The organism is uncultured Agathobaculum sp. (assembly GCF_963927765.1).
Lineage (GTDB): Bacteria > Bacillota > Clostridia > Oscillospirales > Butyricicoccaceae > Agathobaculum.
Map to the genome: position 1 here is coordinate 39,105 of NZ_CAWVCU010000056.1, position 25,924 is coordinate 65,028.

20 protein-coding genes and 1 tRNA gene are annotated in these 25,924 nt (G+C 56.9%); 13 read left to right on the forward strand and 8 right to left on the reverse strand.

From position 1 onward, the window contains the following. Positions 1-26: 26 nt before the first annotated feature. The gene (locus tag ABGT74_RS04945; RefSeq protein ID WP_297283993.1) at positions 27-569 is read left to right on the forward strand and encodes an NADH peroxidase; all 543 of its coding nucleotides are present in this window, start codon (positions 27-29) and stop codon (positions 567-569) included. Between the two features lie 95 nt (positions 570-664). Here the strand turns inward: ABGT74_RS04945 and ABGT74_RS04950 are convergent, their stop codons facing one another. The 3 genes from ABGT74_RS04950 to ABGT74_RS04960 are packed head-to-tail and all read right to left on the reverse strand — an operon-like array spanning position 665 to position 2,278. Then, a complete protein-coding gene (locus ABGT74_RS04950; RefSeq protein WP_346704707.1) occupies positions 665-1,357 on the reverse strand; it encodes an LrgB family protein in 693 nt (230 codons plus the stop codon). After that, the gene (locus ABGT74_RS04955) at positions 1,350-1,727 is read right to left on the reverse strand and encodes a CidA/LrgA family protein (RefSeq protein ID WP_346704708.1); all 378 of its coding nucleotides are present in this window, start codon (positions 1,725-1,727) and stop codon (positions 1,350-1,352) included. Before ABGT74_RS04955 ends, ABGT74_RS04950 begins: the two co-directional genes overlap by 8 nt. Then, positions 1,724-2,278, reverse strand: a complete 555-nt coding sequence (locus ABGT74_RS04960) for a DUF4364 family protein (protein WP_297283990.1) — start codon at positions 2,276-2,278, stop codon at positions 1,724-1,726. The genes ABGT74_RS04955 and ABGT74_RS04960 overlap by 4 nt, the downstream gene beginning before the upstream one ends. Before the next feature lie 258 nt (positions 2,279-2,536). Here ABGT74_RS04960 and ABGT74_RS04965 point away from each other — a divergent pair, with 258 nt between their 5' ends. From ABGT74_RS04965 to ABGT74_RS05005, 9 genes are all read left to right on the forward strand, one after another. Then, complete coding sequence (locus tag ABGT74_RS04965; protein ID WP_297283989.1) at positions 2,537-3,136, forward strand: GNAT family N-acetyltransferase; 600 nt, start codon at positions 2,537-2,539, stop codon at positions 3,134-3,136. Between the two features lie 20 nt (positions 3,137-3,156). Next, positions 3,157-3,861: a DNA repair protein RadC gene (gene radC / locus ABGT74_RS04970; RefSeq protein ID WP_297283988.1), complete on the forward strand. Its 705-nt coding sequence runs from the start codon at positions 3,157-3,159 to the stop codon at positions 3,859-3,861. A gap of 3 nt (positions 3,862-3,864) precedes the next feature. Then, positions 3,865-5,823, forward strand: a complete 1,959-nt coding sequence (gene uvrB, locus ABGT74_RS04975; RefSeq protein WP_346704709.1) for an excinuclease ABC subunit UvrB — start codon at positions 3,865-3,867, stop codon at positions 5,821-5,823. Continuing rightward, positions 5,820-6,641, forward strand: coding sequence for an MBL fold metallo-hydrolase (locus ABGT74_RS04980; RefSeq protein WP_346704710.1), 822 nt, complete (start codon positions 5,820-5,822; stop codon positions 6,639-6,641). The genes uvrB and ABGT74_RS04980 overlap by 4 nt, the downstream gene beginning before the upstream one ends. 56 nt (positions 6,642-6,697) lie before the next feature. Next, on the forward strand, positions 6,698-9,544 hold the full coding sequence (gene uvrA / locus ABGT74_RS04985) for an excinuclease ABC subunit UvrA (RefSeq protein WP_346704711.1): 2,847 nt from the start codon (positions 6,698-6,700) through the stop codon (positions 9,542-9,544). Positions 9,545-9,676: 132 nt separating this feature from the next. Beyond that, the gene (gene recJ, locus ABGT74_RS04990) at positions 9,677-11,752 is read left to right on the forward strand and encodes a single-stranded-DNA-specific exonuclease RecJ (protein WP_346704712.1); all 2,076 of its coding nucleotides are present in this window, start codon (positions 9,677-9,679) and stop codon (positions 11,750-11,752) included. Positions 11,753-11,770: 18 nt separating this feature from the next. Beyond that, positions 11,771-13,954: a bifunctional (p)ppGpp synthetase/guanosine-3',5'-bis(diphosphate) 3'-pyrophosphohydrolase gene (locus ABGT74_RS04995; RefSeq protein WP_346704713.1), complete on the forward strand. Its 2,184-nt coding sequence runs from the start codon at positions 11,771-11,773 to the stop codon at positions 13,952-13,954. Between the two features lie 27 nt (positions 13,955-13,981). Further along, complete coding sequence (locus ABGT74_RS05000; protein WP_346704714.1) at positions 13,982-14,746, forward strand: HAD-IIB family hydrolase; 765 nt, start codon at positions 13,982-13,984, stop codon at positions 14,744-14,746. A gap of 12 nt (positions 14,747-14,758) precedes the next feature. Further along, complete coding sequence (locus ABGT74_RS05005; protein ID WP_346704715.1) at positions 14,759-15,529, forward strand: TatD family hydrolase; 771 nt, start codon at positions 14,759-14,761, stop codon at positions 15,527-15,529. Between the two features lie 50 nt (positions 15,530-15,579). Here the strand turns inward: ABGT74_RS05005 and ABGT74_RS05010 are convergent. Beyond that, positions 15,580-15,653: transfer RNA gene (locus ABGT74_RS05010), tRNA-Gly, on the reverse strand. A gap of 147 nt (positions 15,654-15,800) precedes the next feature. Between ABGT74_RS05010 and ABGT74_RS05015 the strand changes: the two genes are divergently transcribed. Continuing rightward, positions 15,801-16,373 carry a biotin transporter BioY gene (locus ABGT74_RS05015; RefSeq protein WP_297284308.1) on the forward strand — a complete coding sequence of 191 codons (573 nt, stop codon included), beginning with the start codon at positions 15,801-15,803 and terminating at the stop codon, positions 16,371-16,373. Between the two features lie 133 nt (positions 16,374-16,506). On the opposite strand, the gene ABGT74_RS05020 is transcribed toward ABGT74_RS05015, so the two are convergent. Together ABGT74_RS05020 and ABGT74_RS05025 are read right to left on the reverse strand one after the other, a co-directional pair. Then, complete coding sequence (locus tag ABGT74_RS05020; RefSeq protein ID WP_297284307.1) at positions 16,507-17,721, reverse strand: FprA family A-type flavoprotein; 1,215 nt, start codon at positions 17,719-17,721, stop codon at positions 16,507-16,509. A gap of 23 nt (positions 17,722-17,744) precedes the next feature. Continuing rightward, on the reverse strand, positions 17,745-19,655 hold the full coding sequence (locus ABGT74_RS05025) for an acyl-CoA dehydrogenase family protein (protein ID WP_346704716.1): 1,911 nt from the start codon (positions 19,653-19,655) through the stop codon (positions 17,745-17,747). A 353-nt stretch (positions 19,656-20,008) separates the two neighbouring features. On the opposite strand from ABGT74_RS05025, the gene ABGT74_RS05030 reads away from it, so the two are divergent. Both ABGT74_RS05030 and ABGT74_RS05035 read left to right on the forward strand, forming a co-directional pair. Then, entirely contained in the window at positions 20,009-20,917 is a 909-nt protein-coding gene (locus ABGT74_RS05030) for a hypothetical protein (protein WP_346704717.1), read from the forward strand. Positions 20,918-20,924: 7 nt separating this feature from the next. Further along, a complete protein-coding gene (locus ABGT74_RS05035) occupies positions 20,925-22,703 on the forward strand; it encodes an S-layer homology domain-containing protein (protein ID WP_346704718.1) in 1,779 nt (592 codons plus the stop codon). 62 nt (positions 22,704-22,765) lie between these two features. Here ABGT74_RS05035 and ABGT74_RS05040 read toward each other — a convergent pair whose 3' ends face one another. Further along, complete coding sequence (locus ABGT74_RS05040) at positions 22,766-24,742, reverse strand: fructose-1,6-bisphosphatase (RefSeq protein ID WP_346704719.1); 1,977 nt, start codon at positions 24,740-24,742, stop codon at positions 22,766-22,768. 121 nt (positions 24,743-24,863) lie between these two features. Next, positions 24,864-25,604 (reverse strand): ATP-binding protein, encoded by a 741-nt coding sequence (locus ABGT74_RS05045; protein WP_297284374.1) that lies wholly within the window; start codon positions 25,602-25,604, stop codon positions 24,864-24,866. Positions 25,605-25,924 lie beyond the last annotated feature (320 nt).

A 25,924-nucleotide genomic window follows, 5' to 3' on the forward strand; every position in this document is an offset into this window, starting at 1 on the left:
AAAAAGGATATTAGGAGGAAAAAATCATGAAGAAGTTTGTTTGTTCCGTATGCGGTTATGTTCACGAAGGCGAAGCAGCTCCGGCTGAGTGCCCGGTTTGCCACGCTCCGGCTGAGAAGTTCAAGGAGCAGTCCGGCGAGAAGACCTGGGCGGCTGAGCACGTTGTTGGCGTAGCACAGGGCGCTCCGGAAGACATCATGAAGGATCTGCGTGCAAACTTCGAGGGCGAGTGCACTGAGGTTGGCATGTATCTGGCGATGGCTCGCGTTGCGCATCGTGAAGGCTATCCGGAAATCGGCCTGTACTGGGAGAAGGCTGCTTTCGAGGAAGCAGAGCATGCTGCTAAGTTTGCGGAACTGCTGGGCGAGGTCGTAACCGACTCCACCAAGAAGAACCTCGAGATGCGTGTTGACGCTGAGAATGGCGCTACCGCTGGCAAGTTCGATCTGGCAAAGCGCGCTAAGGCTCTGAACCTGGATGCGATCCACGATACTGTACATGAGATGGCTCGCGACGAAGCTCGTCACGGCAAGGCTTTCGAGGGCCTGCTGCAGCGCTACTTCGGCTAAGAAAAGCTGTCAGGAAGGAACCGGTTCGTCCGGTTCCTTCTTTTTATTGAATGATGCAAAAAAAGCGGCCTGCCGGTGCAGACCGCTTTTTATGATTAAGCAAAAAATATCGAACCGATTGACACAAGCAGCGCGGTCAACAGGCCGGCCACACCGATGGCAAGGCCGCTCATTGCGCCTTCGGTTTCGCCCAACTCAATGGCGCGCGAAGTGCCGACCGCGTGGGCGGCGGTGCCGATGGACAAGCCCATCTGCACCGGATTGCGCACACCGATGCATTTCAGGAAGGTTGGCAGCAGGATTGCTCCCACAATGCCGGTGAATACGACTGCAATGGCAGTCACCGGTGCCAGACCGCCTAACATTTCGGAAAGCGCTACGCCGATCGGCGTAGTGACCGATTTGGGCACCAGCGAACGGGTGGTTGCGTCAGACAAGCCGAACAGCCGGCAGAAGAACAGTACGCTCAGAATGGAGGTCAACGAGCCGACCAAGGCACCGGCAAGAATGGGCACCAGATTCTTTTTCAGCACATCCAGCTTGCGGTAAATCGGTACGGCGAGCGCCACGGTCGCCGGGGTCAGGAAAAAGGAAATCAGCTGACCGGCGCTTTCATAGGTTTGGTAGGTAGTGCCGGTCGCGACCAGCAGCACGCCAACCAGTATGGCGGAGATCAGCAGGGGATTGCACAGCGCCGAACCGGTTTTTTGCTGGATCTTGACGCCCAGTGCATAACAGCCGATGGATAGCGCCATCCAGAAGGTGGAGGAGGAAAGCAACTCAGTCATGGTCAAACGCCTCCTCGCTTTCACGGTGCTGCAAGCGGAACACGATGTGAACAGTGAACGCGGTGGCCGTCGCGGTGCACAGCGTCGTCAGCACGCACACTGCAAGCATAGCCAGGATTTCGATTTTGATCTGTGCGAAAATCTCCAGCACGCCCAAGCAGGCGGGCAGGAAAAAGAACGCCATGTTTTGCAGCAAAAAATCTGCTGTGTGCTCGACATGGTTCAGTCGTATTGGGCCGAAAATCAGCAGTAAAAGCAGCAGTGTCAGTCCGAGCACATTGCCGGGCAGCGCGCCGTGCAGAAGGATGGAAAGCGCGTCGCCTGCGACGCAGCAGGCGATCAGGACGCCCAGTTGCCGAATGTAGTTCAAGGGGTTTCGTCTTCTTTCTCGGTTTCGTAGTCTGCGGTCATGGCGCCCAGCAGGGTCTGGTAAATCGCCTCCGCGTTGTTTTTGAAGGTGCGCTCAAGCATCGCGGCCTGTCCGCGGCTGACCACATCCATTTCAATGGCGAACACCTGCTCCATCTCCATGCGGACGGTCAGGTCGTTGGCGGCGCGCTCGGTCACGGAGGTATGAATCGCGGCATCGCGCCGAATCTGGCGCACGACCCGCAGCGCGGAGCGCTGTGCGGCTTCGCGCACTGGATAGGGCAGCTGTTTTTCAAACACGCGAATGGCCTCGCGGCCTTTGTCCGTGATGTGGTAGGCGGGTTCCCCGTCGCCGGGGATTTCCTCGATGTGGCCGGTCGGCACCATCTCATAGAACGCTTCGCTCAGTTCAAAGTAGCCGAAGCCTTCATCGCACCAGGTCGTCAGGTCCACGACAGTGCTGAAACTGACCGGAAAGGGCAGCAGATCCATGGCAAACAGAATGAGAAATTTGATATCTTCTTTGGAATGGATGAAACCGTGACGAACCATAATGCGCAAGCCTCCCCTGTGGACAAAATTGCTTAAAGTAGTATACCCCAAAAAGCGGAAAAATGCAATCGGCTGAGCGGACAAGGATGCGGGTGCTGGAACGGTTTTGGTTTGTTTGTTTTTGACGGAAAAGCGCACAAAGAACGGGCGAACGCATGTACGATTTTTGGCGGCGAGGACGGCAAAAATCGGTTGAACAACCGGGGCGCGCGCGGTATAATGAAAGGACGGAAACTATCGCAACGGGAGAGAAATACTATGCCGGAAGTTGTTTTGCGCGCCGCAACCGAACAGGATGCGGCCGATATGCTGGCGCTGTACGCGCCGTATGTCATTCAAACGACGGTGTCGAGCGAATACACGCCGCCGACGCTGGACGAATTCCTTGGACGCATGCGCACCTATGGTCAGCGTCTGCCGTGGCTGGTTTGTACGGTGGACGGAGAGGTGGTCGGCTATGGCTATGCCTCGCCGCACCGCACCCGTGCAGCATATCAGTGGTCGGTCGAGACGTCGATCTATGTCGCGCAGGAGTGGCATCGGCATGGCATTGCGGGTGCGATTTACGCGGCGCTGTTTGAGCTGCTTGCGATGCAGGGATACTATAACATCTACGTCGGCATCACTTCGCCCAACGAGCGCTCGATGAAGTTCCATAAGGCGATGGGTTTTATCATTTCGGGCGCGTATCAGGAGAGTATGTACAAGTTCGGCCAGTGGCGGGATGTGCTGTGGATGGGCAAGAGCCTGCGTCCGCATGAGGGAGAGCCGCAGCCGACCGTCCCGTTCCCGGAAATTAAGGACAGCCCGCTGGTCGCCCGCGCGCTGCGGCAGGCGGAGCAGCGCATTCATCTGTAAAACGTAAAGGAGGCCGGCGCATGGCGGAACAACTGCATCAAAACCATCGAGAGCGCGTGCTGGAAAAGTTCCGCCGCTTCGGGCTGGATGTGTTCAGCGACCATGAGGTGCTCGAGCTTCTGCTGTTCTTTGCCATTCCGCGTGTGGACACCAACCCGACTGCGCACCGTTTGCTGGCGCGTTTTGGGTCGCTGCACGCGGTGCTGGAAGCGCCGGTCGAGCAGCTTTGCGAGGTGCAGGGCATCGGGCCGCGCTCAGCCGACCTGCTCAAGCTGTCGTTTGCTATGTGCGCGCGGTATCAGCAGGATGTGGCCAAGAGTGAGCGGCACAGCGACAAGCTGAACAGCTATGAAAAGATCGGAGAATATTTTGTGCCGCAGTTTGCGGGCGAACAGGATGAGGTGCTGCTCGCCGCCTATCTGGACGGGGCGGGACGCGTCATCAAGTGCGAGGAAGTAGCGCGCGGCGGGCATGCGCATGTGCCGGTAGATGCTTATAAAATTGCCAGCGGCGCGCTGATTTGCCACGCGGCAGGCGTGGCGGTTGCGCACAATCACCCGAACGGAACGGCGACACCGTCCGAGGCGGACATGCTTGCTACGCGGCGGCTGGAACAGACGCTGACCGGCTTGGGATTGCAGCTGGTCGATCATTGCGTGGTTGCTCGTGGGAAATACGTGTCTATTTGCAAGTTGCGCACCGGTCAGATCGGACAGAGGAGGTAGGATATGCCGGATTTTCAAATTGTCAGCAACTATAAGATGGCAGGCGATCAGCCGCAAGCGGTCGCAAAGCTGGTCGAGGGCATCAATAACGGACTGACCGAGCAGACCCTCATGGGTGTGACCGGTTCGGGCAAGACTTTCACCATGGCCAACATCATCGAGCAGACCCAGCGGCCGACGCTGGTGCTCGCGCATAACAAAACATTGGCTGCCCAGCTCTGTACCGAGCTGCGGGAGTTTTTCCCCAATAACGCGGTCGAGTATTTTGTGTCTTACTACGACTATTATCAGCCCGAGGCGTATATCGCGTCTACCGATACCTATATCGAAAAGGATTCCGCGATCAACGACGAGATCGACCGGCTGCGTCACTCCGCGACCTCGGCGCTGTCCGAGCGGCGGGATGTGATTATCGTTTCGTCGGTCTCCTGCATCTATTCGCTGGGTGACCCGATCGACTACAAGAAGATGGTCATTTCGCTGCGCCCCGGCATGGAAATCAGCCGCGAAACGCTCATTCACCGGCTCATCGACATTCAGTATGAGCGCAACGATATCGCGTTCGAGCGTAACCGCTTCCGCGTGCGCGGTGACACGGTCGAGATCTGGCCGGTATATTCGGATGAGGACGTGGTGCGCATTGAGTTCTTCGGGGACGAGGTTGACCGCATCAGCCGCATCAATCCGCTTACCGGCGTGGTGTTGGGCGAGCTGGGGCACACCGCGATTTTCCCCGCGAGCCACTATGTCACCCCCAAGGACAAATTGCAGGCCGCCATTCAGGATTTGGAGGAGGAGCTGGAACAGCGCATCCAATATTTCGAGGAAAACGGCAAGCTGATCGAGGCGCAGCGCATCGGACAGCGTACGCGGTACGATATCGAAATGTTACAGGAGATCGGCTTTTGCAGTGGCATCGAGAACTATTCGCGTGTGCTGTCGCGCCGAGAGCCGGGCAGCGCCCCGTTTACCCTGATCGACTACTTCCCAGAGGACTTCCTGCTGATCGTGGACGAGAGCCACGTCACGCTGCCGCAGGTACGCGCCATGTACCACGGCGACCGCGCCCGCAAGGAAAGTCTGGTCGAAAACGGCTTTCGCTTGCCCTCAGCCTATGACAACCGCCCCTTGAACTTTGACGAGTTCAACGAGCGGTTGAATCAGATCGTCTACGTTTCGGCAACGCCCGGCGAGTATGAGCTGTCGCGGTCGGGACAGGTGGTCGAACAGGTCATCCGCCCGACCGGCCTGCTCGACCCGGAGGTAGTCGTGCGTCCGGTCGAGGGGCAGATCGATGACCTGATTGGCGAGATCAACGCGCGCACTGCCAAGGGCGAGCGCGTGCTGGTGACGACGCTGACAAAAAAGATGGCGGAGGATTTGACCGGCTATCTGGAGACCGCGGGCATAAAGGTGCGGTACATGCACCATGACGTGAAAACCATCGAGCGGCAGGAGCTGGTGCGTGATTTGCGTCTGGGCGTGTTCGACGTGCTGGTCGGCATCAACCTGCTGCGTGAGGGTCTGGATATCCCGGAGGTGTCGCTCGTTGCCATCCTCGACGCGGATAAAGAGGGCTTTTTGCGTTCCGAGACCTCGCTCATCCAGACCATCGGCCGCGCCGCGCGTAACGAACACGGCATGGTCGTGCTGTATGCGGATAGCATCACACCTTCCATGCGCCGCGCGATGGACGAAACCGAGCGCCGCCGCGCGTTGCAGGATGCATTCAACAAAAAGCATGGCATCACGCCCAAATCAGTCAAAAAGAAGGTGCAGGACGTCATCGAAATCACGTCCAACGTGCCGACGAGCAGCAAGAAGAAGCTGCGCACCAAGGGCGAGCGACAGCAGGAGATTGCCCGCCTGACAAAGCAGATGAAGGAAGCGGCCAAGATGCTGGAATTCGAGATTGCCGCGCAGCTGCGTGACCAGATCAAGGCGCTGGAGGAAGGCAAATGAGGATTTATACACTCATGGAGGATACTGCGTGCGCGCCGGACTTTGCCTGTGAGCACGGGCTGAGCTTTTATATCGAAGCGAACGGTCAAAAGCTGCTGTTTGACATGGGGCAGACCGATTTGTTTTTGAAAAACGCTGTGGCGCTTGGCGCAGACCTGTCTGCGGTGGACACGGCATTTGTCTCGCACGGGCATTACGACCACGGCGGCGGGCTGGCGGCGTTTTTGAAAGTCAACGACCATGCGCCGGTCTATGTGCATGAAAAAGCGTTTGAGCCGCACTTTTCCCATAAGCCGGAGGGCATCAAACCCATCGGGTTGGACGATGCACTGGCAGAGAACCCACGTCTGCGACGCGCCGGTGGCGTGATACAGGTGAGCGACACGCTGACCCTGTTTTCCGACATCACAGGCGCGGACTGCGTGCCAACCGGAAACCGCACGCTGCACGAGCGGGAAAACGGGCAGTATGTTCCCGACCGCTTCCTGCATGAGCAAAGCCTGATCGTGCGGGAAGGGGACAAGGTGGTGCTGTTCACCGGCTGCGCCCACCGGGGCGTGGTCAACATCTGCGCACGGGCAAAGGAGCTGCTGGGCCGCGACCCGGATGTTGTCATTGGCGGCATGCACCTATTCAGCCCATCGACCGGCAAAAGCGAGCCGGACGAGAATATCCGCGCGGTTGCAGAACGCTTGGCGCAAACAGACAGTCGCTATTACACCTGCCACTGCACCGGCCCGCATGCGTATGACGTGCTACGCGAAACGCTCGGAGAACGTATCGCGTTTTTGTCCGCGGGTAGTATCATCGAAGTATAAAAGAGATAAGCTAAGGATAGAGAACGGAACGAAATGAGGTTGAGTTACAACAAATTATGCATGAATATATTCATATCAAGGGCGCGCGCGAGCACAACCTGAAAAATATTGATATCAAGATTCCGCGCGACAAGCTGGTCGTGCTGACCGGTCTGTCCGGTTCGGGCAAGTCGTCGCTGGCGTTTGATACGATTTACGCCGAGGGACAGCGCCGTTATGTCGAGTCGCTGTCCAGCTATGCGCGGCAGTTTTTGGGACAGATGGACAAGCCGGATGTGGACTACATCGACGGCCTGTCGCCCGCCATCTCGATCGACCAGAAAACCACTTCGCAGAACCCGCGCTCGACGGTCGGCACGGTCACCGAGATTTACGACTACATGCGTTTGCTCTGGGCGCGCATCGGCACGCCGCACTGCCCCAAGTGCGGCAAGGAGATCCATCAGCAGACCATCGACCAGATCATCGACCGGCTGATGACGCTGGAAGAAAAAACGCGCGTGCAGATTCTTGCGCCGGTCATTCGCGGCAAAAAGGGCGAGCATGTCAAGGTGTTCGAGGACGCGCGACGGCAGGGTTATGTCCGCGTGCGGGTGGACGGCGAAATGCGCGATCTCTCCGATGAGATCAAGCTGCAAAAAACAAAAAAGCACAACATCGAGATCGTGGTTGACCGTATTGCTATCCGCGCAGATGTGCGCAGCCGCCTGACCGACTCGGTGGAAACCGCGGCGGCGCTGTCGGGCGGTCTGGTGATTGCGGACGTGGTCGGCGGCGAGCCGATCACTTTCTCGCAGAACTATGCCTGCGAGGACTGCGGCATTTCCATCGAGGAACTCACCCCGCGCATGTTCTCGTTTAATAACCCCTACGGTGCATGTCCGGTGTGTACGGGACTGGGGATGCAGATGCGCGTCGACCCCGACCGCATTCTGCCCAACCGCAAGCTGTCCATCCGCAAGGGTGCGATTCGCGCCTCCGGCTGGGGCAGCGCCGAGCCGGGCACGATCGCGGGCATGTATTTCACCGCGCTCGGTAAAAAGCACGGCTTTACGCTGGACACGCCGATCGAGGAGATGAGCGACGCGGCGGTACACGAGCTGCTGTACGGTACGGGCGATGAGCCGCTTGAGCTTTCGGTCAGCCGTGTGTCGGGCGGCGTGATGCGCCAGCCGTTTGAGGGCATCGTGTGCAATCTGGAGCGCCGCTACAAGGAAACTTCGAGCGACTACGCACGTAGCGAGATCGAAGAGTGCATGAGCGAGATTCCCTGTCCCTCGTGTCACGGACGCCGCCTGCGGCCTGAGGTGCTGGCGGTGACGGTTGGAGGGCTGAACATTGCGGAGTTTTCCGAAAAGTCGGTCGTCAAGGCGATGGAGTTTCTGCATACCTTGCAGCTGACCGAGATGCAGCACAAAATCGGTGACCGCGTTATTAAGGAAATCATGGATCGGCTGGGCTTCTTGCAGTCGGTCGGTTTGGAATATCTGACGCTTTCGCGCTCGTCCGGCACGTTGTCGGGCGGCGAGAGCCAGCGTATCCGCCTTGCCACCCAGATCGGCTCGTCTCTGATGGGCGTGCTGTATATCCTCGACGAGCCGTCCATCGGTCTGCACCAGCGCGACAATGACAAGCTGCTGGCGACCCTCAAGCGTCTGCGTGACCTCGGCAATACGCTGATCGTGGTCGAGCACGACGAGGACACCATGCTTTCGGCGGATCACATCGTGGATATCGGCCCGGGCGCGGGTCGAAACGGCGGCGAGGTCGTGTTTGAGGGCAAGGTGGACGATTTGCTGAAAAGCGATACTTCCATCACCGGACAGTACCTTTCTGGGCGCAAGTGCATCCCCGTACCTGCGGTGCGCCGCAAGGGCAACGGCAAAAAGTTGACGGTCAAGGGCTGCGCGGTGAACAACTTAAAGCACACCGACTTTACCATTCCGCTCGGGACGTTTACCTGCGTGACCGGCGTGTCGGGCTCGGGCAAATCCTCGTTTGTCAACGAGATTTTGTACAAAAAGCTTGCCGCTGAGCTGAACGGCGCGAAAACGCGCGCGGGCGCGCATGATAAATTCATCGGCCTTTCCAATCTCGATAAGGTCATTGACATCAACCAGTCGCCCATCGGGCGCACGCCGCGTTCCAACCCGGCAACCTATACGGGTGTGTTCAACGATATCCGTGACCTGTTCGCCAAAACGGCGGATGCCAAGGCGCGCGGCTATGGGCCGAGCCGGTTTTCTTTCAACGTCAAGGGCGGCCGATGCGAAGCTTGTGCGGGCGACGGCCTTTTGAAGATCGAGATGCACTTCCTGCCGGATGTGTATGTTCCTTGTGATGTATGCAAGGGCAAGCGATACAACAAAGAAACGCTTGAGGTGCGCTACAAGGGCAAGAATATCTATGAAGTGCTCGACATGACGGTGGACGAGGCGTGCGAGTTTTTCGCCAACGTTCCGAAAATCGCCAGACGTCTGGAAACCATGCGCGAGGTCGGATTGGGGTACGTTAAACTCGGTCAGTCGTCCACCACGCTGTCCGGCGGCGAGGCGCAGCGCGCCAAGCTCGCCACCGAGCTTTCCAAGCGCTCGACCGGCAAGACCATCTATATTCTCGACGAGCCCACCACTGGCTTGCACGTCGCGGATGTGCATAAGCTGGTCGATGTACTGCAAAAGCTGGTCGATGCGGGCAATACCGTGGTCGTGATCGAACACAATCTGGATGTGATCAAAACGGCTGATTATATCCTCGACCTTGGCCCCGAGGGCGGCGATGGCGGCGGCCGTCTGGTCGTAGCCGGCACGCCGGAGGAGGTCGCGGCTTGCCCGGGTTCTTACACCGGGCAGTACCTCGGACGGATGCTCGAACGGCAGAATGCGGAGAAAACAGAAGAATAAGACGGCTTTTTGCGTGAAAAAAGCGGGTGTTTCCTTGTGAAATGCCCGCTTTTGACAATTTGCATAAAAATGTTGAGCTTTGTGGCGCGTTTTGGTATAATAATGGTAATATAAAATAAATGAGGGAGACATATGAAAACAAAGCGATGGGTGATTGCCGACCCCGCTGAGGCGCGCGTGCGCGCGCTGTCGGAGGAGGGCGGGTATGCCCCGCTGACCGCAGCTGTGCTTGTCGCGCGCGGGATTGACACGCCCGAGGCCGCGGCGGATTACCTGAGCTGCGATATATCCGGCCTGCACGATCCGTTTCTGATGGCGGATATGGACAAAGCTGTTTCCGTGGTGCGCGGCGCGATTGCGCGCGGTGAGCGTATCGTGGTGTACGGCGACTATGATGTGGATGGCGTGACCGCCACCTGCACGCTGGTGGATTATCTGCGCAGCTGCGGCGCAGAATGCGAATATTATATCCCCAACCGTCTGCGTGAGGGGTACGGATTGTCCCGCGCGGCGATGGAGGAATTGTATGAGAAGGGCACGCGTCTGCTCATTACGGTTGATTCCGGTATCACCGCTGACGAGGAGATCGCGGTCGCGCGCGAGCTGGGTATGCAGGTGGTCATCACCGACCATCACGAATGTCATGACGCGCTGCCCGCAGCGGATGCGGTGGTCGATTATAAGCGGCCGGATTGCACCTATCCGTTCGATAGTCTGGCGGGCGTGGGCGTGGCGTTCAAGCTGATCTGCGCGCTCGAGGGCAATACGGAAGCGGTGCTCGAGCGGTATGCCGATCTGGTGGCGCTGGGCACGGTTGCGGATGTGATGCCCATTACGGGCGAAAACCGTATCATTGTGGCGGCAGGGCTGAAGAAAATGGCGGAAACCGGCAACGTCGGTCTGGAAATGCTGCTGCGCGAAGCGGGCATGAAGCATAAACGCCTGACCTCGTCCACCATCAGCTTTGTTCTCGCGCCGCGCATCAACGCTGCCGGCCGCATGGGACGCGCCGAACTGGCCGCTGAGCTGTTCTTGACGCACGACCCGGTGCGCGCGCAGTCGCTGGCTGCGCAGCTGTGCGAGCAGAACAAGCTGCGGCAGAACGAGGAAAACCAGATATTGACGCAGGCGCTCGCCCGTCTGCGCAAGGAATACAATCCTCTTGAGGATAAAATCATTGTGCTGGCGGAAAAAGGCTGGCACCACGGTGTGATCGGCATTGTTTGTTCGCGTCTGTGCGACCGGTACGGCTGTCCGGTCGTGCTCATCTCGCTCGACGAGGACGGTACAGGCAAAGGCTCGGGCCGCTCGGTGGGCGGGTTCAACCTGTTTGACGCGCTGACTTCGTGCGAGGACTTGCTCGAGCGGTACGGCGGGCATGCGCTGGCTGCTGGTCTGACGGTGAGCGCAGATCAGGTGGATACGCTGCGTGAGCGGCTGCGCGCCTATGCAGAGAGCCATGTCACGATGGCGGAGCTGGTGCCGCAGCTGCACATCGACTGCATGGTGCAGCCTGAATGGCTGACCGAAGAGAACATCGAGGCGCTGAACGTGCTCGAACCATACGGCATGCGCAACGCCGAGCCGGTGTTCTGCATGAAAGACATGGTCGCGGAGGATATCACGCCCATTTCGTCCGACCGGCATGTGCGCATGACGCTGGTCAAAGACGGCATGCGCTTTTCTGCGATTTGGTTCGGCACGGGCGCAGGCGGACTAGGCTTTGTCGAAGGCAACCGCGTTGACGCGGCCTTCCATCTGGAAATCAACGAGTTCCGCGGCCGCCGCACCGTGCAGCTGACGCTGTGCGACGCGCAGCTGAGCGATTGCGAGCATCTGGCCGACCAGAAGCTGCTCAATGTGTATAACACCTATATGGCCGATGGGCCGCTGACCGCGCGCGAGGCGCGCCTGCTGCTGCCCGACCGCAAGGACTTGGTGGCAGTGTGGCGGCATATCGTGTGCCGCGCGGAAGATGGCAGACTGTCTGTGCCAGACGGCGCACTTTCGCGCCGCGTGGCGTGGGAGAGCCGCCGCGATATCAACATCGGCAAGTTATTCGTCTGTCTGGACGTATTTTCCGAGTCCGGGCTGATCAGTTACCATTTCAAAGAAGGGATGCTCAACATCCTGCTCAAGCCTTACGAGGGTAAGGCGGATATATCCGGCTCGGTCGTTCTTGCCACGCTGCAAAGTATGGCGGGCTGAAGAATGGGGGAACGAAGTATGCAGAATAAATTGGACTTTTTGATCGAGCGTGTGCAGAAGCAGAACCCACAGGCGAACATCCGCAAGATCCGCGCCGCTTATGAGTGCGCGGCGGCGGCACATGAGGGACAAAAGCGCAAAAATGGTGAGCCATACATCATCCATCCGGTTTCTGTTGCGGAAATCGTGGTCGAGATGGGACTGGATACCGATTCGATCTGCGCGGCGCTGCTGCATGACTGCATTGAGGATACCAACTTCGGCTATAAGGAAATTGAAAATAAATTCGGCACGCCGGTTGCCGAACTGGTCGACGGTGTTACCCGTCTGGGCATGCTGCGCTACTCCAAGGAGCAGGAGCAGTTCGAGGACCTGCGCAAGATGTTCCTTGCTATGGCAAAGGACATCCGCGTCATCCTCATTAAGCTGGCTGACCGCTTGCACAATGCGCGCACCTTCCAGTATCTGCCTGAGCGCAAGCAGCGCGACAAGGCACTGGAAACCATGGAGATTTATGCGCCCATCGCCCACCGCTTGGGCATGAGCCGCATCAAGTGGGAACTGGAAGATTTGTCGCTCAAAATCCTCGATCCGATTGGCTATAATGAGATCGTTGAGGGGTTGAAAAAGCAGAGCGAGCAGCAGGAGGTTTTCTTAAAACGCATTCAGGACCGCATCAGCGCCAAGCTGGCGGAAGCACATATCAAAAATACGATCTCGGCGCGCGTCAAGCATATCTATTCGATTTACCGCAAAATGTACGCACAGCACAAAACGATCGACGAGATTTACGATATTTGCGCGGTGCGCGTGATCGTCGACACGGTGGCGGACTGCTACAACGTGCTCGGTTATGTGCACGACCTCTATAAGCCCATTCCGGGCCGATTCAAGGACTATATCTCGACCCCCAAGCCCAACGGCTACCAGTCGCTGCACACGACGGTCATCGGACGGGCGGGCGTGCCGTTTGAGATTCAGATCCGCACGACCGAAATGCACAAAATGGCGGAATACGGCGTAGCGGCGCACTGGAAATACAAGCAGGGCTTGAGCAAAAAGGGCAATGAGGAAACATTTGCGTGGATTCGGCAGCTGCTGGAAGCACAGCAGGACACCGAGGCGGAGGATTTCATCAAGAACATCAAGGTCGACCTGTTTGCTGACGAGGTGTTCGTCTTTACGCCTAAGGGCGACGTGGTCAATATGCCCGCGGGCGCGACCCCGATCGACCTTGCTTACGCCATCCACTCCGCGGTCGGCAACCGTATGACCGGCTGCAAGATCAACGGCCGCATCGCGCCGATCGACAGCCAGCTCAAAAACGGCGATATTGTAGAAATTTTGACCTCGAAAGAGGCGCACGGACCAAGCCGCGACTGGGTCAAGATCGTCAAGACCACTGAGGCGCGCAACAAGATCAAGCAGTGGTTCAAGAAGGAGTGCCGCGAGGAGAACATCATCAACGGCCGTGAGGATCTGGACCGTGAGCTGCGCGCAAATCTGCTGTATAACGGCTTCTATGAGAACGAGGAAGTGCGCAAAAATGCGCTTAACAAGTTCTCGTTCAATACGCTCGACGAGCTGTATGCTGCCATTGGCTACGGCGGTATCACGCTGACCAAGGTCATCAACAAGGTGAAAGACGATGTTGGCAAGCTGCGCCGTCAGCGCGAACTGGCGGAACGCGCGGCGCAGCCGCAGCCGGAGCAGCAGCCCAAGCGCGTCACTCGTTCGACCACCGGCGTGGTGGTCGAGGGCATTGACAACTGTCTGGTCAAGTTTGCGCGCTGCTGTACGCCGATTCCGGGCGATGAGATCGTTGGTTTCGTCACGCGCGGCTATGGCGTGTCCATTCATCGGCGCGACTGCGTCAATGTCCATATGCAAGAGGACCCGGACCGCTGGGTGCGCGCGTGGTGGGACGAGGATCTGGCGATCTCCGACCGCGCCAACCGGTTCTCCACCGGTCTGCAGATTTCGACGCGCAGCCGTATTGGTGTGCTGAGCGATGTGACAGCGGTGCTCGCTGCCTGCAAGATCAACGTGCATGAGATTTCCGCGCGCGATCTCAACGATGGTTATGGCATCATCAACGCCATGGTAGACGTTGCGGGCGTCCACCAGCTGGATAACCTCATCAGCCGCATGCGCTCGATCAAGGGCGTGGTGGATGTGACGCGCACGGTGGACACCAACTGACAAATAGAAAAACCATAAGGAACAACCATGCAGAAAAAATATTTCTTTTTTGATATCGACGGCACGCTGAGCATCGGGCAGACCATGGTCATGCCCGAGAGCGCGGTGCGCTGTCTGGAACAGCTGCGAGCCAATGGGCACTTCACAGCGCTCGCTACCGGTCGCTTGCAAGCGTCGGCGGCGGGCTTTGCCACGCAGCACGGCTTTTCTGACTTCGTTGCGGATGGCGGATATAGCCTGACCGTTGGTGGTCAAATTGCAGAGATGAAAAGCCTGCCGGTCGCGGAGTGCATTGCGCTGATCGACCGTCTGCAAGCGGCGGATATTCCATGGGCGGTTACACCGGTCAATGAGCGCATCTGTGTGACCAGTGACAAACGCTATCTGGATTTTGCACCGCCCGAATATTTCCCAACGCGGTATGACCCGGCGTTTGATTACCACGCACTGGATGTGCTGTATAAGGTCAATATCGTGTGTACAGCGGAGCAGGAGCATGAGATCGACTGCAGCACGCTGCCCACGGTGCGGTACAACCGCGATATCCTGCTCATCGAGCCAACCGAAAAACAGAACGGCATCCGCCGCATGATCGAGCGGCTCGGCATCCCGAATGAGGACGTGGTCATCTTTGGGGATGGGTCGAACGACGTGTGCATGTTCGGACAAGGCTGGTTTTCCATCGCCATGGGCAATGCGCGCGATGCGCTCAAGCAGATGGCCGATTATGTGACCGACCCGGTCGATCAGGACGGCTTGTGGAATGCCTGTGCGCACTTCGGCTGGCTGTAAAAGGAGAACGCTATGCTATTTGATACCCATGCACACTATGATGATGCACGCTTTGACGAGGACCGCGACGCGCTGTTGTCCTCCATGCCAGCGCACAATGTCGGGTTGATCCTCAACCCGGGCTGCGATGTGGAGACTTCGCGCAAGGCGATAAGCTATGCACAAAAATACCCGTTTGTATATGCGGCGGTCGGCATTCATCCGGAAAATATCAACGAAAACTGGAATAATGACCTTGTGGTCATTAAAAAAATGGTCGAGTTTGAGCCGCGTGTGCGCGCGATCGGGGAGATTGGGCTGGACTATTACTGGGAGAAGGACGAGCGCGCCCGTGCGCGGCAGCAGGTCGTGTTTGCGCGTCAGATGGAGCTGGCGCGCGAGCTGGGCAAGCCGGTGATCGTACACGATCGCGATGCGCATGCGGACTGTCTGGAGACTGCGCGGCGGTACAAAGGCGTGCCGGGTGTGTTCCATTGCTTCGCGGGCAGCGTCGAGATGGCGCGTGAACTGCTGGCGCTGGGATATCATCTTTCGTTCACGGGCGTGATTACCTTCAAGAACGCGCGCCGTGCGATCGAGGTCATCCGCGAGGCGCCGCTTGACCGGCTGATGGTTGAGACGGATTCCCCTTATATGGCGCCTGAACCGTACCGTGGTCGGCGCAATTCGTCGCTGTATGTACACCGCATGGTCGAAACGATTGCTGAGATTAAGGGCGTTGCGGTGGAAGAAGTCGAGCGCATCACAACCGAAAACGGAAAACGCCTGTTCGACATCTGCTGAACCGCAAAGAGAGCATGAAAAAAAGCCCGCCAATGGCGGGCTTTTCACTTTGGAGCGGATGATGGGAGTCGAACCCACCTATGCAGCTTGGGAAGCTGCCGTTCTACCGATGAACTACACCCGCAAATAGTAGTTCTATTATACTGAAATCGCAGTGCGTTGTCAAGAATAACTGAATGCCAACCATATGTCAACCATATATAAATAATAAGTTGACAATGCGAATGAGGTGTGGTATACTCATACCGAAAAACGGAAAAGGAGTATTCCTATGGAGCAGAATCAAAGAACCAACACCCGTATGCTGGTGCTCAGTGCATTATTTACTGCATTGGTAACGGTCGGCGCGTTTATTCGAATCCCAATCCCGTTGTGGCCGTTTACGCTGCAAACCCTGTTTACCACTATGGCCGGCTTGCTGCTGGGACCGCGTTATGGCACGTTGGCCTGCACGGCTTATATGGTTTTGGGGCTGGCTGGCTTGCCGATCTTCACAGGCGGCGGCGGACCGCAGTATATCTTCCAGCCGACCTTTGGCTGCATCATTGGTTTTGCTTTGGGAGCCTTGGTGGCTGGGCTGATCGTGCAGCGCGCATCCAAACGAGGCTTTGCCGTCTATGCAGTTGCGGCATTGGTCAATATCGCGGTGGTCTATGTGATCGGCATGGTCTGGTTCTGGGGCATCAAAGCGTTTTATATGAACGATCCGATTGGCATGTGGACACTGTTTGTCACCTGCTTTGTGCCGACGATTGGCGTGGATATCGTCAAGGCACTGGCAGCGGCTGCTCTGGCGGCACGACTGGTTCCCGTGGTGGGTACTTACCGGGTGCCGGTCTCGTGAGATAAGCGGATCGTACTTGCATAAAGATTTTTATATGCGCAAAGCGACGTCCCTAGCGGTTATAATCCGATGGGGACGTCGCTTTTTTGGGGGATATGTGAAGAGTGTCGTGTGTTTTGAATAGCGGGTGGGTTTACTGATTGACCGATTCGACGATCACATCCGCAAGTGTATCCAGTTCGCCGGCCTTATCCGGCAGCAGTGCGGAAGCCATAGACAGCCGCTCGTTGAGCACGGTCATGTTTTTCAGCTCTTCATCAATGAATTTCTGCATCAGATCGCCCGACTTGACTGCCCAAGACCCGTTCTCGATGATGGCGAAGGTGCGGTTTTGCAGATTGAGCGCCTTCATATCCATCAGATAATTGTGCATGACCGGATAGATGCCCAGATTATAGGTGACCGACGCCAGCACGACATGGCTCAGGCGGAAGGTTTCGGAAATCAGGTAAGAAACATGGGTGTTGGAAACATCGTACAGACGTACATTGGTGACGCCCTTTTCGCATAGACGGCTTGCCAATGCCTGCGCCGCGGCTTCCGTGTTGCCGTACATCGAGGCGTAAACGATCATAACGCCCTTTTCCTCCGGCTCATAGCGGCTCCAGTGGTCGTACTTGTCGATGAAGTATCCCAGATTTTCACGCCAGACCGGACCGTGCAGCGGGCAGATGAATTTGATCTGATCCAGAATACCCGCCGCCTTTTTAAGTAGCAGCTGAACGTGAGGGCCATATTTACCGACGATGTTGGTCAAATAACGGCGGGCATCGTCAATCCAGTCGCGGTCGAAGTTCACTTCGTCTGCGAACAGTTTGCCGTCCAGCGCACCAAACGAGCCGAACGCATCGGCCGAGAACAGCACGCCGTTGGTGGTGTCAAAGGTCACCATGGCCTCAGGCCAATGCACCATGGGCGCGGCGACAAAGGTCACCACATGCTTGCCGAAGCTCTGGGTATCGCCTTCCTTGACCTCGATCTGTTCATGGCCGTCGATATCAAAGCCAAACTGGCGCATGAGCATGAATGCCTTTTCGGTGGAAATCACCTTGACGGACGGATAACGGATCAAAACTTCCTCGATGGAAGCGCCGTGGTCGGGCTCCATGTGGTTGATGACCAGATAATCCAGCGGGCGGCCGTCCAGCAGATGCTCGATGTTTTCCAGCAGCTGGCGGCAAGCCGACCAGTCGACCGTGTCAAACAGCACGGTTTGCTCATCCAGCAGCAGATACGCGTTGTAGGACACGCCGCGCGGGATGGGATGGATATTTTCAAACAAAGCAAGACGATGGTCGTTCGCGCCGACCCAATAAAGATCGTCCGTTACATTGCGTACGCAGTACATATATTCTCCTCCTTATTTTCCGGTCAGCCTTCGATGAACATTTCCTTGCCTTCGCCGCACTCTGGGCATACCCAGTCCTCAGGCAGCTTTTCAAACAGCGTGCCGGGAGCGATTTCGGCGTCCTCGTCGCCCAGTTCGGGGACATATTCGTAGCCGCAGCCGCCGCAGACATAGCGCTTGCCGATCGGATCGGGCTTGGGAACAGGCGGGCGCTTCATCTTGACCATGGGCGGGGCAGGCTGCTTTTCGCCGGTATCGAGCGCAGCGGTCAGCAGCGGCAGGATCTCGTTGACATCGCCCACAATGCCGTAGTCACAGTTCTTGAAGATGGGCGCATTGCCGTTCTTGTTGATTGCTACGATAGTCGAGGCGTCCTTGATGCCCTTCAGGTGCTGAATGGCGCCCGAAATGCCGCAGGCGATGTACAGATTGCCCTTGAATTTCTGACCGGACATACCGACATAGCGGTCAAGCGGCACATATTTGAGCGTTTCCGCCACCGGACGGGAGGAACCGACCGCAGCGCCGGCGGCGCGCGCCAAGTCCTCAACCAGCTGCATGTTTTCCTTGCTGCCGATGCCCTGACCGGCGGAAACCACGCGCTCGGCCTGTGTGATCGGGGTGTCGACCGGAATGCCCACCGTAAAGTCGTGGCCGTCCTTCTGGAGTGCCGCAACCAGTGCTGCGACCTTCTCTTCCGCAGAACCCTCCTTGAGGATGTTGCGCTTGCGCACACCGGTCACCGGTGCGGGCTTCTTCGGGCGGCTGGACGAGCCGCTTTCGCTCTTGGGCGGTTTGCCCAGAATGTTTGCGGCGATAACGACGCGCTGAATTTCGTTCGTGCCTTCATATATCGTCGTGATCTTAGCGTCGCGGTACATGCGCTCGACATCCATGCCCTTGAGGAAGCCCGTGCCGCCGAAGATTTGCAGCGCATCGTTGGTGACTTCAAGGGCAATGTCGGACGCATACATCTTGGCCATGGCTGCCTCGGTAGCGTACGGCTCATGCGCTTCTTTCAGCTCGGCTGCGGAGTAAACCAGCATGCGCGCGCAGCGCAGCTTGGTCGCCATATCTGCAAGCTTGAAGGAAATTGCCTGCTGGAAGCCAATCGGCTTGCCAAACTGGACGCGCTCCTTTGCGTATTCGAGCGCCGCTTCGTATGCGCCCTGTGCGATACCGAGTGCTTGCGACGCAATACCGATGCGGCCGCCGTCCAGCGTTGCCATGGCGATCTTGAAGCCCTGTCCTTCCTTGCCGAGCAGATTTTCCTTGGGAACCTTGACGTCGTTGAAGATCAGTTCGGCAGTGGACGAGGAGCGAATGCCCATTTTGTCGTAATGGTCGCCGAAGGTGAAGCCTTCCCAGCCCTTTTCGACGATGAACGCCGAGATGCCGCGGGTGCCGATATCCGGCGTGGTGACTGCAAATACTACATAGGTATCCGCCTTGGGGGCGTTGGTGATGAAAATTTTGCCGCCGTTGAGCAGATAATAGTCGCCCTTGTCAATGGCCGTGGTCTCAGTGCCGCCCGCGTCCGAGCCGGCGTTGGGCTCGGTCAAGCCAAACGCGCCGATTTTCTCGCCCTTCGCCAGCGGGACAAGGTATTTTTGCTTCTGTTCCTCGGTACCGAATGCGAAAATCGGCCAGGAGCCGAGCGATACATGGGCGGACAGGATAACGCCCGTGCCGCCGTCCACGCGCGACAGCTCTTCGACTGCGATCGCGTAACTCAGCACATCCAGCCCGGCGCCGCCGTACTCCTTGGGGTAAGGCAGCCCCATAAAGCCGAGCTCGCCCATTTTCTTGACAGCTTCCGCCGGGAATTCGTTTTCTTTGTCCATGAGGAAAGCCTGTGGCTTGACCTCAGCTTCCGCAAAAGCGCGGATTTCAGCACGCAGTTTCTCATGCGCGTCAGTGGTTTGGAACAACATGGGGAAACCTCCTTAATCAATATCAATTTCAAATAATATGAATTATCTTTATTAACATCAAAAGAATACAATATTGGTATTGTTTTGGCCAGATGCATTTTCAACAAAATTCTAAATATAGTTTCTATATGGAAAGAAATGGTTGTGCAAAACAACCAAAACAATTAGACGCGATTCGATTTTGGAGTAAAAAAGTGTCTGTTTTGACACCAGAGACGGAGCCGCATTAGGGAGAATGAATCAGGGACAGCGCAATGCGCACAGGCAGCAGCGCGCGGTTATCCTTTTCTTTTCCAGTGCACTATGATATACTGCATCATAGAACGGTGTTGGCTGGATAGGGAGGGATTTGTATGTCGAAACAACCGCAAAAAAATAAAACGTCTGCGGAACTGAATATGGAAAAACGTCACCGCACGCGCCGCCGACTGACCATTCGCGGCGTTCTTTCGTTTTTTATTGTGCTGACCTTTGTGCGCGCCGCGTTTATGCACCGGTATGAGAATATGTTTGTCTGCGTGCTGTCGCTGGTGCTGTTCTGTGTGCCGATGCTGATCGAACGCAGCTTGGACATTGACATTCCGCCGGTGATGGAGGGCATCATCTATTGTTTCATTTTCGCGGCGGAAATTCTGGGAGAAATCAACTCGTTTTACACCATCATTCCCGGATGGGACACCATGCTGCACACCATCAACGGCTTCCTCGTTGCGGCAGTCGGCTTTTCGCTGGTCGATCTGTTTAACCGCAGCGAGCGGTTTTCTTTCAAGCTGTCGCCGCTGTTTTTGGCCATTGTAGCGTTTTGCTTTTCCATGACCGTCGGCGTTTTGTGGGAATTTTTTGAATTTGGCGCAGATCAGGTAATGGGAACCGACATGCAGAAGGATTTTATCGTGCAGAATATCAATTCGGTTTCGCTCAACCCGGATGGACTCAATAATGTTGAGCATGTGCAGGTGGAAAGCCTGATCGTCAATGGGGAGGACTGGATGGAGTTCCCGGGCGGCTATCTGGATATCGGGCTGATCGACACGATGAAGGATTTGCAGGTGAATTTTCTTGGCGCGGTGGCATTTTCCATTATTGGTTATTTTTATGTAAAAACACGCGGCAAGGGCAAGCTTGCCGCTTCGCTGATTCCGATCGTGCTCGACCCGCAGGAGGGTGAGGCGGATGGAAAAAAATCAAAGGAAAATGATCCGAAGAGGGAACTAAATGCCGATCCATCCCGTCCAAACGATCAGAACGACGAAAAGGAGTAGTTTTCTCATGAAAAAGCAAGTGACCGCGGCGTCTCTCGCCGCTCTGATGGCGATGTCCGCTCTGCCGATTTCTGCGTGTGCGACCGCTACCGATGATATCGCTCCGGCAAAAACGCCGGTGCTCAACACGACCGATCATATGCAGTATATGAACGGCTATGAGGACGGCACGTTCCGTCCGGATGCGCCGATCACCCGTGCCGAAGCATGCAAGCTGATTTCTTCGCTGCTGACCGAGTCCTCCGGCGGCGGGGACTACCTGTTTACCGATGTGCCGCAGGATGCATGGTATGCCGCAGCGGTGGAGGAAATGACCGGTTATTCGCTGGTAAGCGGCTATAAGGACGGTACGTTCCGCCCGGAGGCCAAGATCACCCGCGCGGAGTTTGTGACCATCCTGTCCCGCATCCCGCATGACGATATCGGCACGGAGAACAGCTTTACCGATGTGCCCAAGACCCATTGGGCGTATGATACCGTGCAGACCGCGCTGGCACAGGGCTGGGTTGCAGGCGACCCGTCCGGCCTGTTCCGTCCGGATGACTCGATCACCCGTGCCGAGGCAGTGACCATCCTTAACCGTATTCTGGGCCGCACGGGCGACGCTGTGATGGCATCCACGGGCGAGGGCATCCGCGTAATGCCGGACGTACCGGACACGCACTGGGCGTATCTGGCCATGCTCGAGGCCACGACCGATCACGAATACGAGATGACCGAGAGCACCGAGAAGTGGACTTCTTACGATAAGGAAACCACCACGCTGGCAGAGGGCTGGCATAACATCAACGGTCTGCTGTTCCACGTCAATGCTGATAAGCAGTTTGACTACAACAAGACGGTGGACGGTCTGGAACTCGACCGCAACGGCCGCTACACGACCGGTTCGGAGGAACTGGACAAGCTGCTGACGCAGGCAGTTGCCGGTGTGGTAAACGACAAGATGACGCAGATGGAGAAGCTGCGCGCGGTTTATGACTATGCCAAGGAGACCTTCGGCTATCTGGGCATCGGTACGGTCGACACCTCCAAGGAGGGCTGGGAGATCGAACAGGCGATTAATATGCTGACCGATAAACGCGGCAACTGCTATTCGTGGTCGAGCGTGTTCACCTATCTGGCTCGTCAGGTGGGCTATGACGCTAAGGCGATTGTCGGCACGGGCGTAAGCCCCAAGGGCAGCGAGTCCGTACACGCGTGGACGGAAATTACGATCGACGGCGTGGCGTACACCTTTGACCCGCAGATCGAAAGTGTTTATGCATCGCGCTACGGCGAGAACTATGACCTGTTCATGAAAAAGTACGGCGAGGCAGAGTGGGGCTATAAGAAGGCCGAAGAGCCGGAGCAGCCCACCGAGCCGGAAGCGCCCGAGGCGGACGCTGCACTGGTTGAGCTGGTGGATCAGATTTACGGCGACAAGGACGCCGGTATGGTCGGCCAGACCGTGCTGTATAACGGCATGGGTGCGGACGGCACCACGCAGCCGCTGACCTGGTATCTCGGCACGGATGACGTGCAGTTCGAGGCTGGTCTGGCATCTGAGTCGATGATCACTTCGCAGGCACATTCGATCGTGCTGCTGCGCATGCCGGAAGGCGCGGATATCGAGGCGGCTAAGGCTAAGATCGCAGAGAGCGTTGACCCGTTCAAGTGGGTGTGCGTCGGCGTCGATCCGGATAAGGTACGCGTGGAGAGCAGCGGCAACCTGATCTGCGTTGTACTGGACGATGCAAACGGCGACTACTATGCGGACAATTTCTTGTCTGCCGCAGCGGCGCAGTAAGCAACACAAAAGCAAACAAAAAGCTCGCAGCCAATCGGCTGCGAGCTTTTTTGTGTGATGCGTCACATATCGCGGTTATCCTCTTTGATCTCGCCGCGGCGGAAGGCGGCAAGCAGCTCCTTGAGGTCGTCAATCGTCTGCTGAAGCGCATGGCCGACATCGGTTTCACAGATGCGGATGCGGTTTTCCGAACGGTCGAACGCCATGGAGGTGGACAGGATATCCTTGTTGTCACGGATGGCGGTCTCCTTGCCGGGGAACGGCTCGTGCGCGGTGATGTGGATGCCCCACGAGTCGAACACCAGCGTATAGCCTGCGATGCCGGTCGTCGGCTGGTAAGCACGGCAGAAGCCGCCGTCGATCACGATCAGGCGGCCGCCCGCCTTGATCGGGCTTTCGCCGTCCTTGGTCTTGACCGGCACATGGCCGTTGACGATGTGGCAGTGCTCGCCCTCCAGATCAAACTCCTGCAGGATGCGCACGCAGACTTCGTCCTCGTTATAGAACGAATAGTAAGGATTTTTTGGTTCGGCCCATGTGGACTGCTCTTCGATCAGGCGGCGTTCAAAGGTAGCAATGTGGTCGCGTCCGAAGGAAGGTGAGTTGCGTCCGCACCAGAGAAACCACAGGAAATCCTTGCCGAACTGCCGCTCCGCTGTGCCCTCACGGGCATAATAGCCCTCGCGCGCGACGGTTTCGCACCAATCCATGAGCGCCTTGCCGGAAAGCTGCTGCCCGCCGAACGAGAATTGCAGGAATTCGCCTTTCTCGTCCATTGGGATGCAGCCGTGGAACAGCAGGTTGCCGTTGAAGCACTTGTACAGCCCGCCCTTGGAATACAAAAAGCCAATGTGCCGCTGCAATTTTTCGCTGCGCAGGAAAGCATTTTTCAGCTGCGCCATCAGCTCGTGTTCCTCAGGGGTCAGTCGGTAAGGATCAGCCGGGTCGATGGTCGGAAAGTCGCAGTCGCGCAGCTTGTATTCGCTGGTCGGCAGGGTGACCGTGCCCTTTTCAAAGTCGATCTTATCGAGCAGCAGACGGTCATCCATGTGGAAAGAAGGATTGCGCCGGATGGTTTGCCCCTCGAGCTTGAACTGAATGATGGCAATCGCCTTGTGCATGCGTGCAGCACGCGCGGTGTCCACGCCGGTCTGTTCGGCGGGATCGAGCATTTTGGGCAGGAAGCAGGATACGTCGCTGCCGCGATAGGTCTCGTCCGCGAACAGCGCAAGCGGGCGCAGACTGATGCCGTAGCCGGTTTCGATCACGTCCAGATTGTTATAAGTGATTGAGTTGCTCAAAACGGTCGCAATGCAGGTGCGGCTGCCGGTAGCGGCGCCCATCCACAGCACATCGTGGTTGCCCCATTGGATATCGACCGAGTGATGATCCATCAGCAGATCCATGATGATATCCGCGCGCGGGCCGCGGTCAAAGATATCGCCCACGATGTGCAGGTGGTCAACGACCAGCCGCTTGATGAGGTTGCACATTGAGATGATAAACTCCTCGGCGCGGTCGGTCTCAATGATGGAAGAGATGACCGTATCGAAGTATTCCCGCTTATTATAGATGTCGTTATTTTTGTTGAGCAGTTCGTTGATGATGTCACCATTCCAGCGTGGGAGGGCGCGGCGCACCTTGGCGCGCGTATACTTGGAGGCGCACAGGCGGCAGATCTCGAGCAGTCGGCTGAGCGTGATGCGGTACCACTCGGCACGGTCGGGCGAGGCCGCGACCAGCTCTTCCAGCTTTTCCTCGGGATAATAGATCAGGGTGGCAAGCCGGGCGCGCTCATCGGCGGGCAGGCTGTCACGCAGGACGATATCCACCTTTTCGCGCACCGCGCCCGAAGCGTTGTTCAGGATATGTACAAAAGCGTCCGCTTCACCGTGCAGATCGCTCATAAAATGCTCGGTACCTTTGGGCAGGCTGAGGATGGCCTGCAAATGGATGATCTCGCTGCTTGCCGCGCGTACATTGGGGTATTGCAGTGCGAGCAGGCTCAGATATTTTTGACGGTCGGTGCGGTTGTCCATGAATCAAGCTCCTCTCTGATACCTCTTTTCTTTAGTATGCCATAAAACCAAGGGAAACACAAAGGGATTTCTGTAAAATCAAAGAAAACCGCCGTCCCGGATGGGAACGGCGGCGGAGGTGTTATTTCGGACGCTTTGGGGTGCGGGTGCGGTCGGGCGCCCAGCCCTGCAAGGGATAGCGCTGGATGGCGCCGAAAATACGGTCGCGCAGACCGGGCATGGTCTGTTCCAGGTTTTTCAGCAGATCCTTGATCTCCTGCCGTTTGGTGTTGCCGTCGGCAGGGCAAGGGTTGTGCACGATGGGCAGCGCATGACGCTGCGCGAACGAGCGGACGTAATACTCGGGCGTGTACAGCAGCGGGCGGATGAGCGTGATGCCTGTGCGGTCGAGGAACGTTACCGGCTGAAAACAGGAGATGCGTCCCTCATAGAACAGGGACAGCATATAGGTCTCTACCACGTCATCAAAATGGTGGCCGAGCGCAACCTTTTTGCAGCCTGCGGCCTTAGCTGCCTCGTGCAGCGCACCGCGGCGCATCTTGGCGCAAAGCGCGCAGGGGTTTTCCTCCTTGCGGATGTCAAAAATGATCGGGCCGATTTGCGTCGGGATGCGGATATACTCCACGCCTAACTCGTCGCATAGCGTCTGCACAGGGGAAAAGTCCATCTCTGCATAGCCCATTTCAAGCGTGATGGCGACGATCTCAAACTTTTTGGGATAAAAGGCGCGCAGCTTTGCCAGCGCCACCAGCAGCGCAAGCGAGTCCTTGCCGCCCGATACGCCGACGGCAATGCGGTCGCCTTCTTCGATCATATGGTAATGGTCCACCGCGCGGCGGACATAAGAGAGCATTTTCTGCATGGTTTAGTCTCCGATTTTTCGTAAATTGAAATCAAATACAATTATTTATATCAGAAAACAGGTTCGGACGCAAATGAAAAATCTGAATTGAAAAGTGAGAAAACAAGAGATATAAGGAGAATATAAGAGAATAAAATAGTTCTTATTGGATTTGAGATAATTTTTGAAAATTCCGCTTGACTTGCGCAAAACGATGTGTTTTAATAGATATGCTCGCTTAGAGCGCATGAAAATGTTGTCAAAATAATTTTTGATAGAATAAACGGAGGAAGAAAACATGTCTACTTTTATGGCTAAGGCAGAGACTGTCGAGCGTAAGT

Excerpts from the sequence above, each read along its gene's own strand:
- ABGT74_RS04945 (WP_297283993.1), top strand. The coding sequence starts at position 27 with ATGAAGAAGTTTGTTTGTTCCGTATGCGGTTATGTTCACGAAGGCGAA.
- ABGT74_RS05040 (WP_346704719.1), bottom strand. The coding sequence starts at position 24,742 with ATGGACAACCGCACCGACCGTCAAAAATATCTGAGCCTGCTCGCACTG.
- ABGT74_RS04950 (WP_346704707.1), bottom strand. The coding sequence starts at position 1,357 with ATGACTGAGTTGCTTTCCTCCTCCACCTTCTGGATGGCGCTATCCATC.
- ABGT74_RS05015 (WP_297284308.1), top strand. The coding sequence starts at position 15,801 with ATGGAGCAGAATCAAAGAACCAACACCCGTATGCTGGTGCTCAGTGCA.
- ABGT74_RS04960 (WP_297283990.1), bottom strand. The coding sequence starts at position 2,278 with ATGGTTCGTCACGGTTTCATCCATTCCAAAGAAGATATCAAATTTCTC.
- ABGT74_RS05035 (WP_346704718.1), top strand. The coding sequence starts at position 20,925 with ATGAAAAAGCAAGTGACCGCGGCGTCTCTCGCCGCTCTGATGGCGATG.
- ABGT74_RS05045 (WP_297284374.1), bottom strand. The coding sequence starts at position 25,604 with ATGCAGAAAATGCTCTCTTATGTCCGCCGCGCGGTGGACCATTACCAT.
- ABGT74_RS04980 (WP_346704710.1), top strand. The coding sequence starts at position 5,820 with ATGAGGATTTATACACTCATGGAGGATACTGCGTGCGCGCCGGACTTT.
- ABGT74_RS05005 (WP_346704715.1), top strand. The coding sequence starts at position 14,759 with ATGCTATTTGATACCCATGCACACTATGATGATGCACGCTTTGACGAG.
- ABGT74_RS05020 (WP_297284307.1), bottom strand. The coding sequence starts at position 17,721 with ATGTACTGCGTACGCAATGTAACGGACGATCTTTATTGGGTCGGCGCG.
- ABGT74_RS05025 (WP_346704716.1), bottom strand. The coding sequence starts at position 19,655 with ATGTTGTTCCAAACCACTGACGCGCATGAGAAACTGCGTGCTGAAATC.
- ABGT74_RS05000 (WP_346704714.1), top strand. The coding sequence starts at position 13,982 with ATGCAGAAAAAATATTTCTTTTTTGATATCGACGGCACGCTGAGCATC.
- ABGT74_RS05030 (WP_346704717.1), top strand. The coding sequence starts at position 20,009 with ATGTCGAAACAACCGCAAAAAAATAAAACGTCTGCGGAACTGAATATG.
- ABGT74_RS04995 (WP_346704713.1), top strand. The coding sequence starts at position 11,771 with ATGCAGAATAAATTGGACTTTTTGATCGAGCGTGTGCAGAAGCAGAAC.
- radC (WP_297283988.1), top strand. The coding sequence starts at position 3,157 with ATGGCGGAACAACTGCATCAAAACCATCGAGAGCGCGTGCTGGAAAAG.
- ABGT74_RS04965 (WP_297283989.1), top strand. The coding sequence starts at position 2,537 with ATGCCGGAAGTTGTTTTGCGCGCCGCAACCGAACAGGATGCGGCCGAT.
- uvrA (WP_346704711.1), top strand. The coding sequence starts at position 6,698 with ATGCATGAATATATTCATATCAAGGGCGCGCGCGAGCACAACCTGAAA.
- recJ (WP_346704712.1), top strand. The coding sequence starts at position 9,677 with ATGAAAACAAAGCGATGGGTGATTGCCGACCCCGCTGAGGCGCGCGTG.
- uvrB (WP_346704709.1), top strand. The coding sequence starts at position 3,865 with ATGCCGGATTTTCAAATTGTCAGCAACTATAAGATGGCAGGCGATCAG.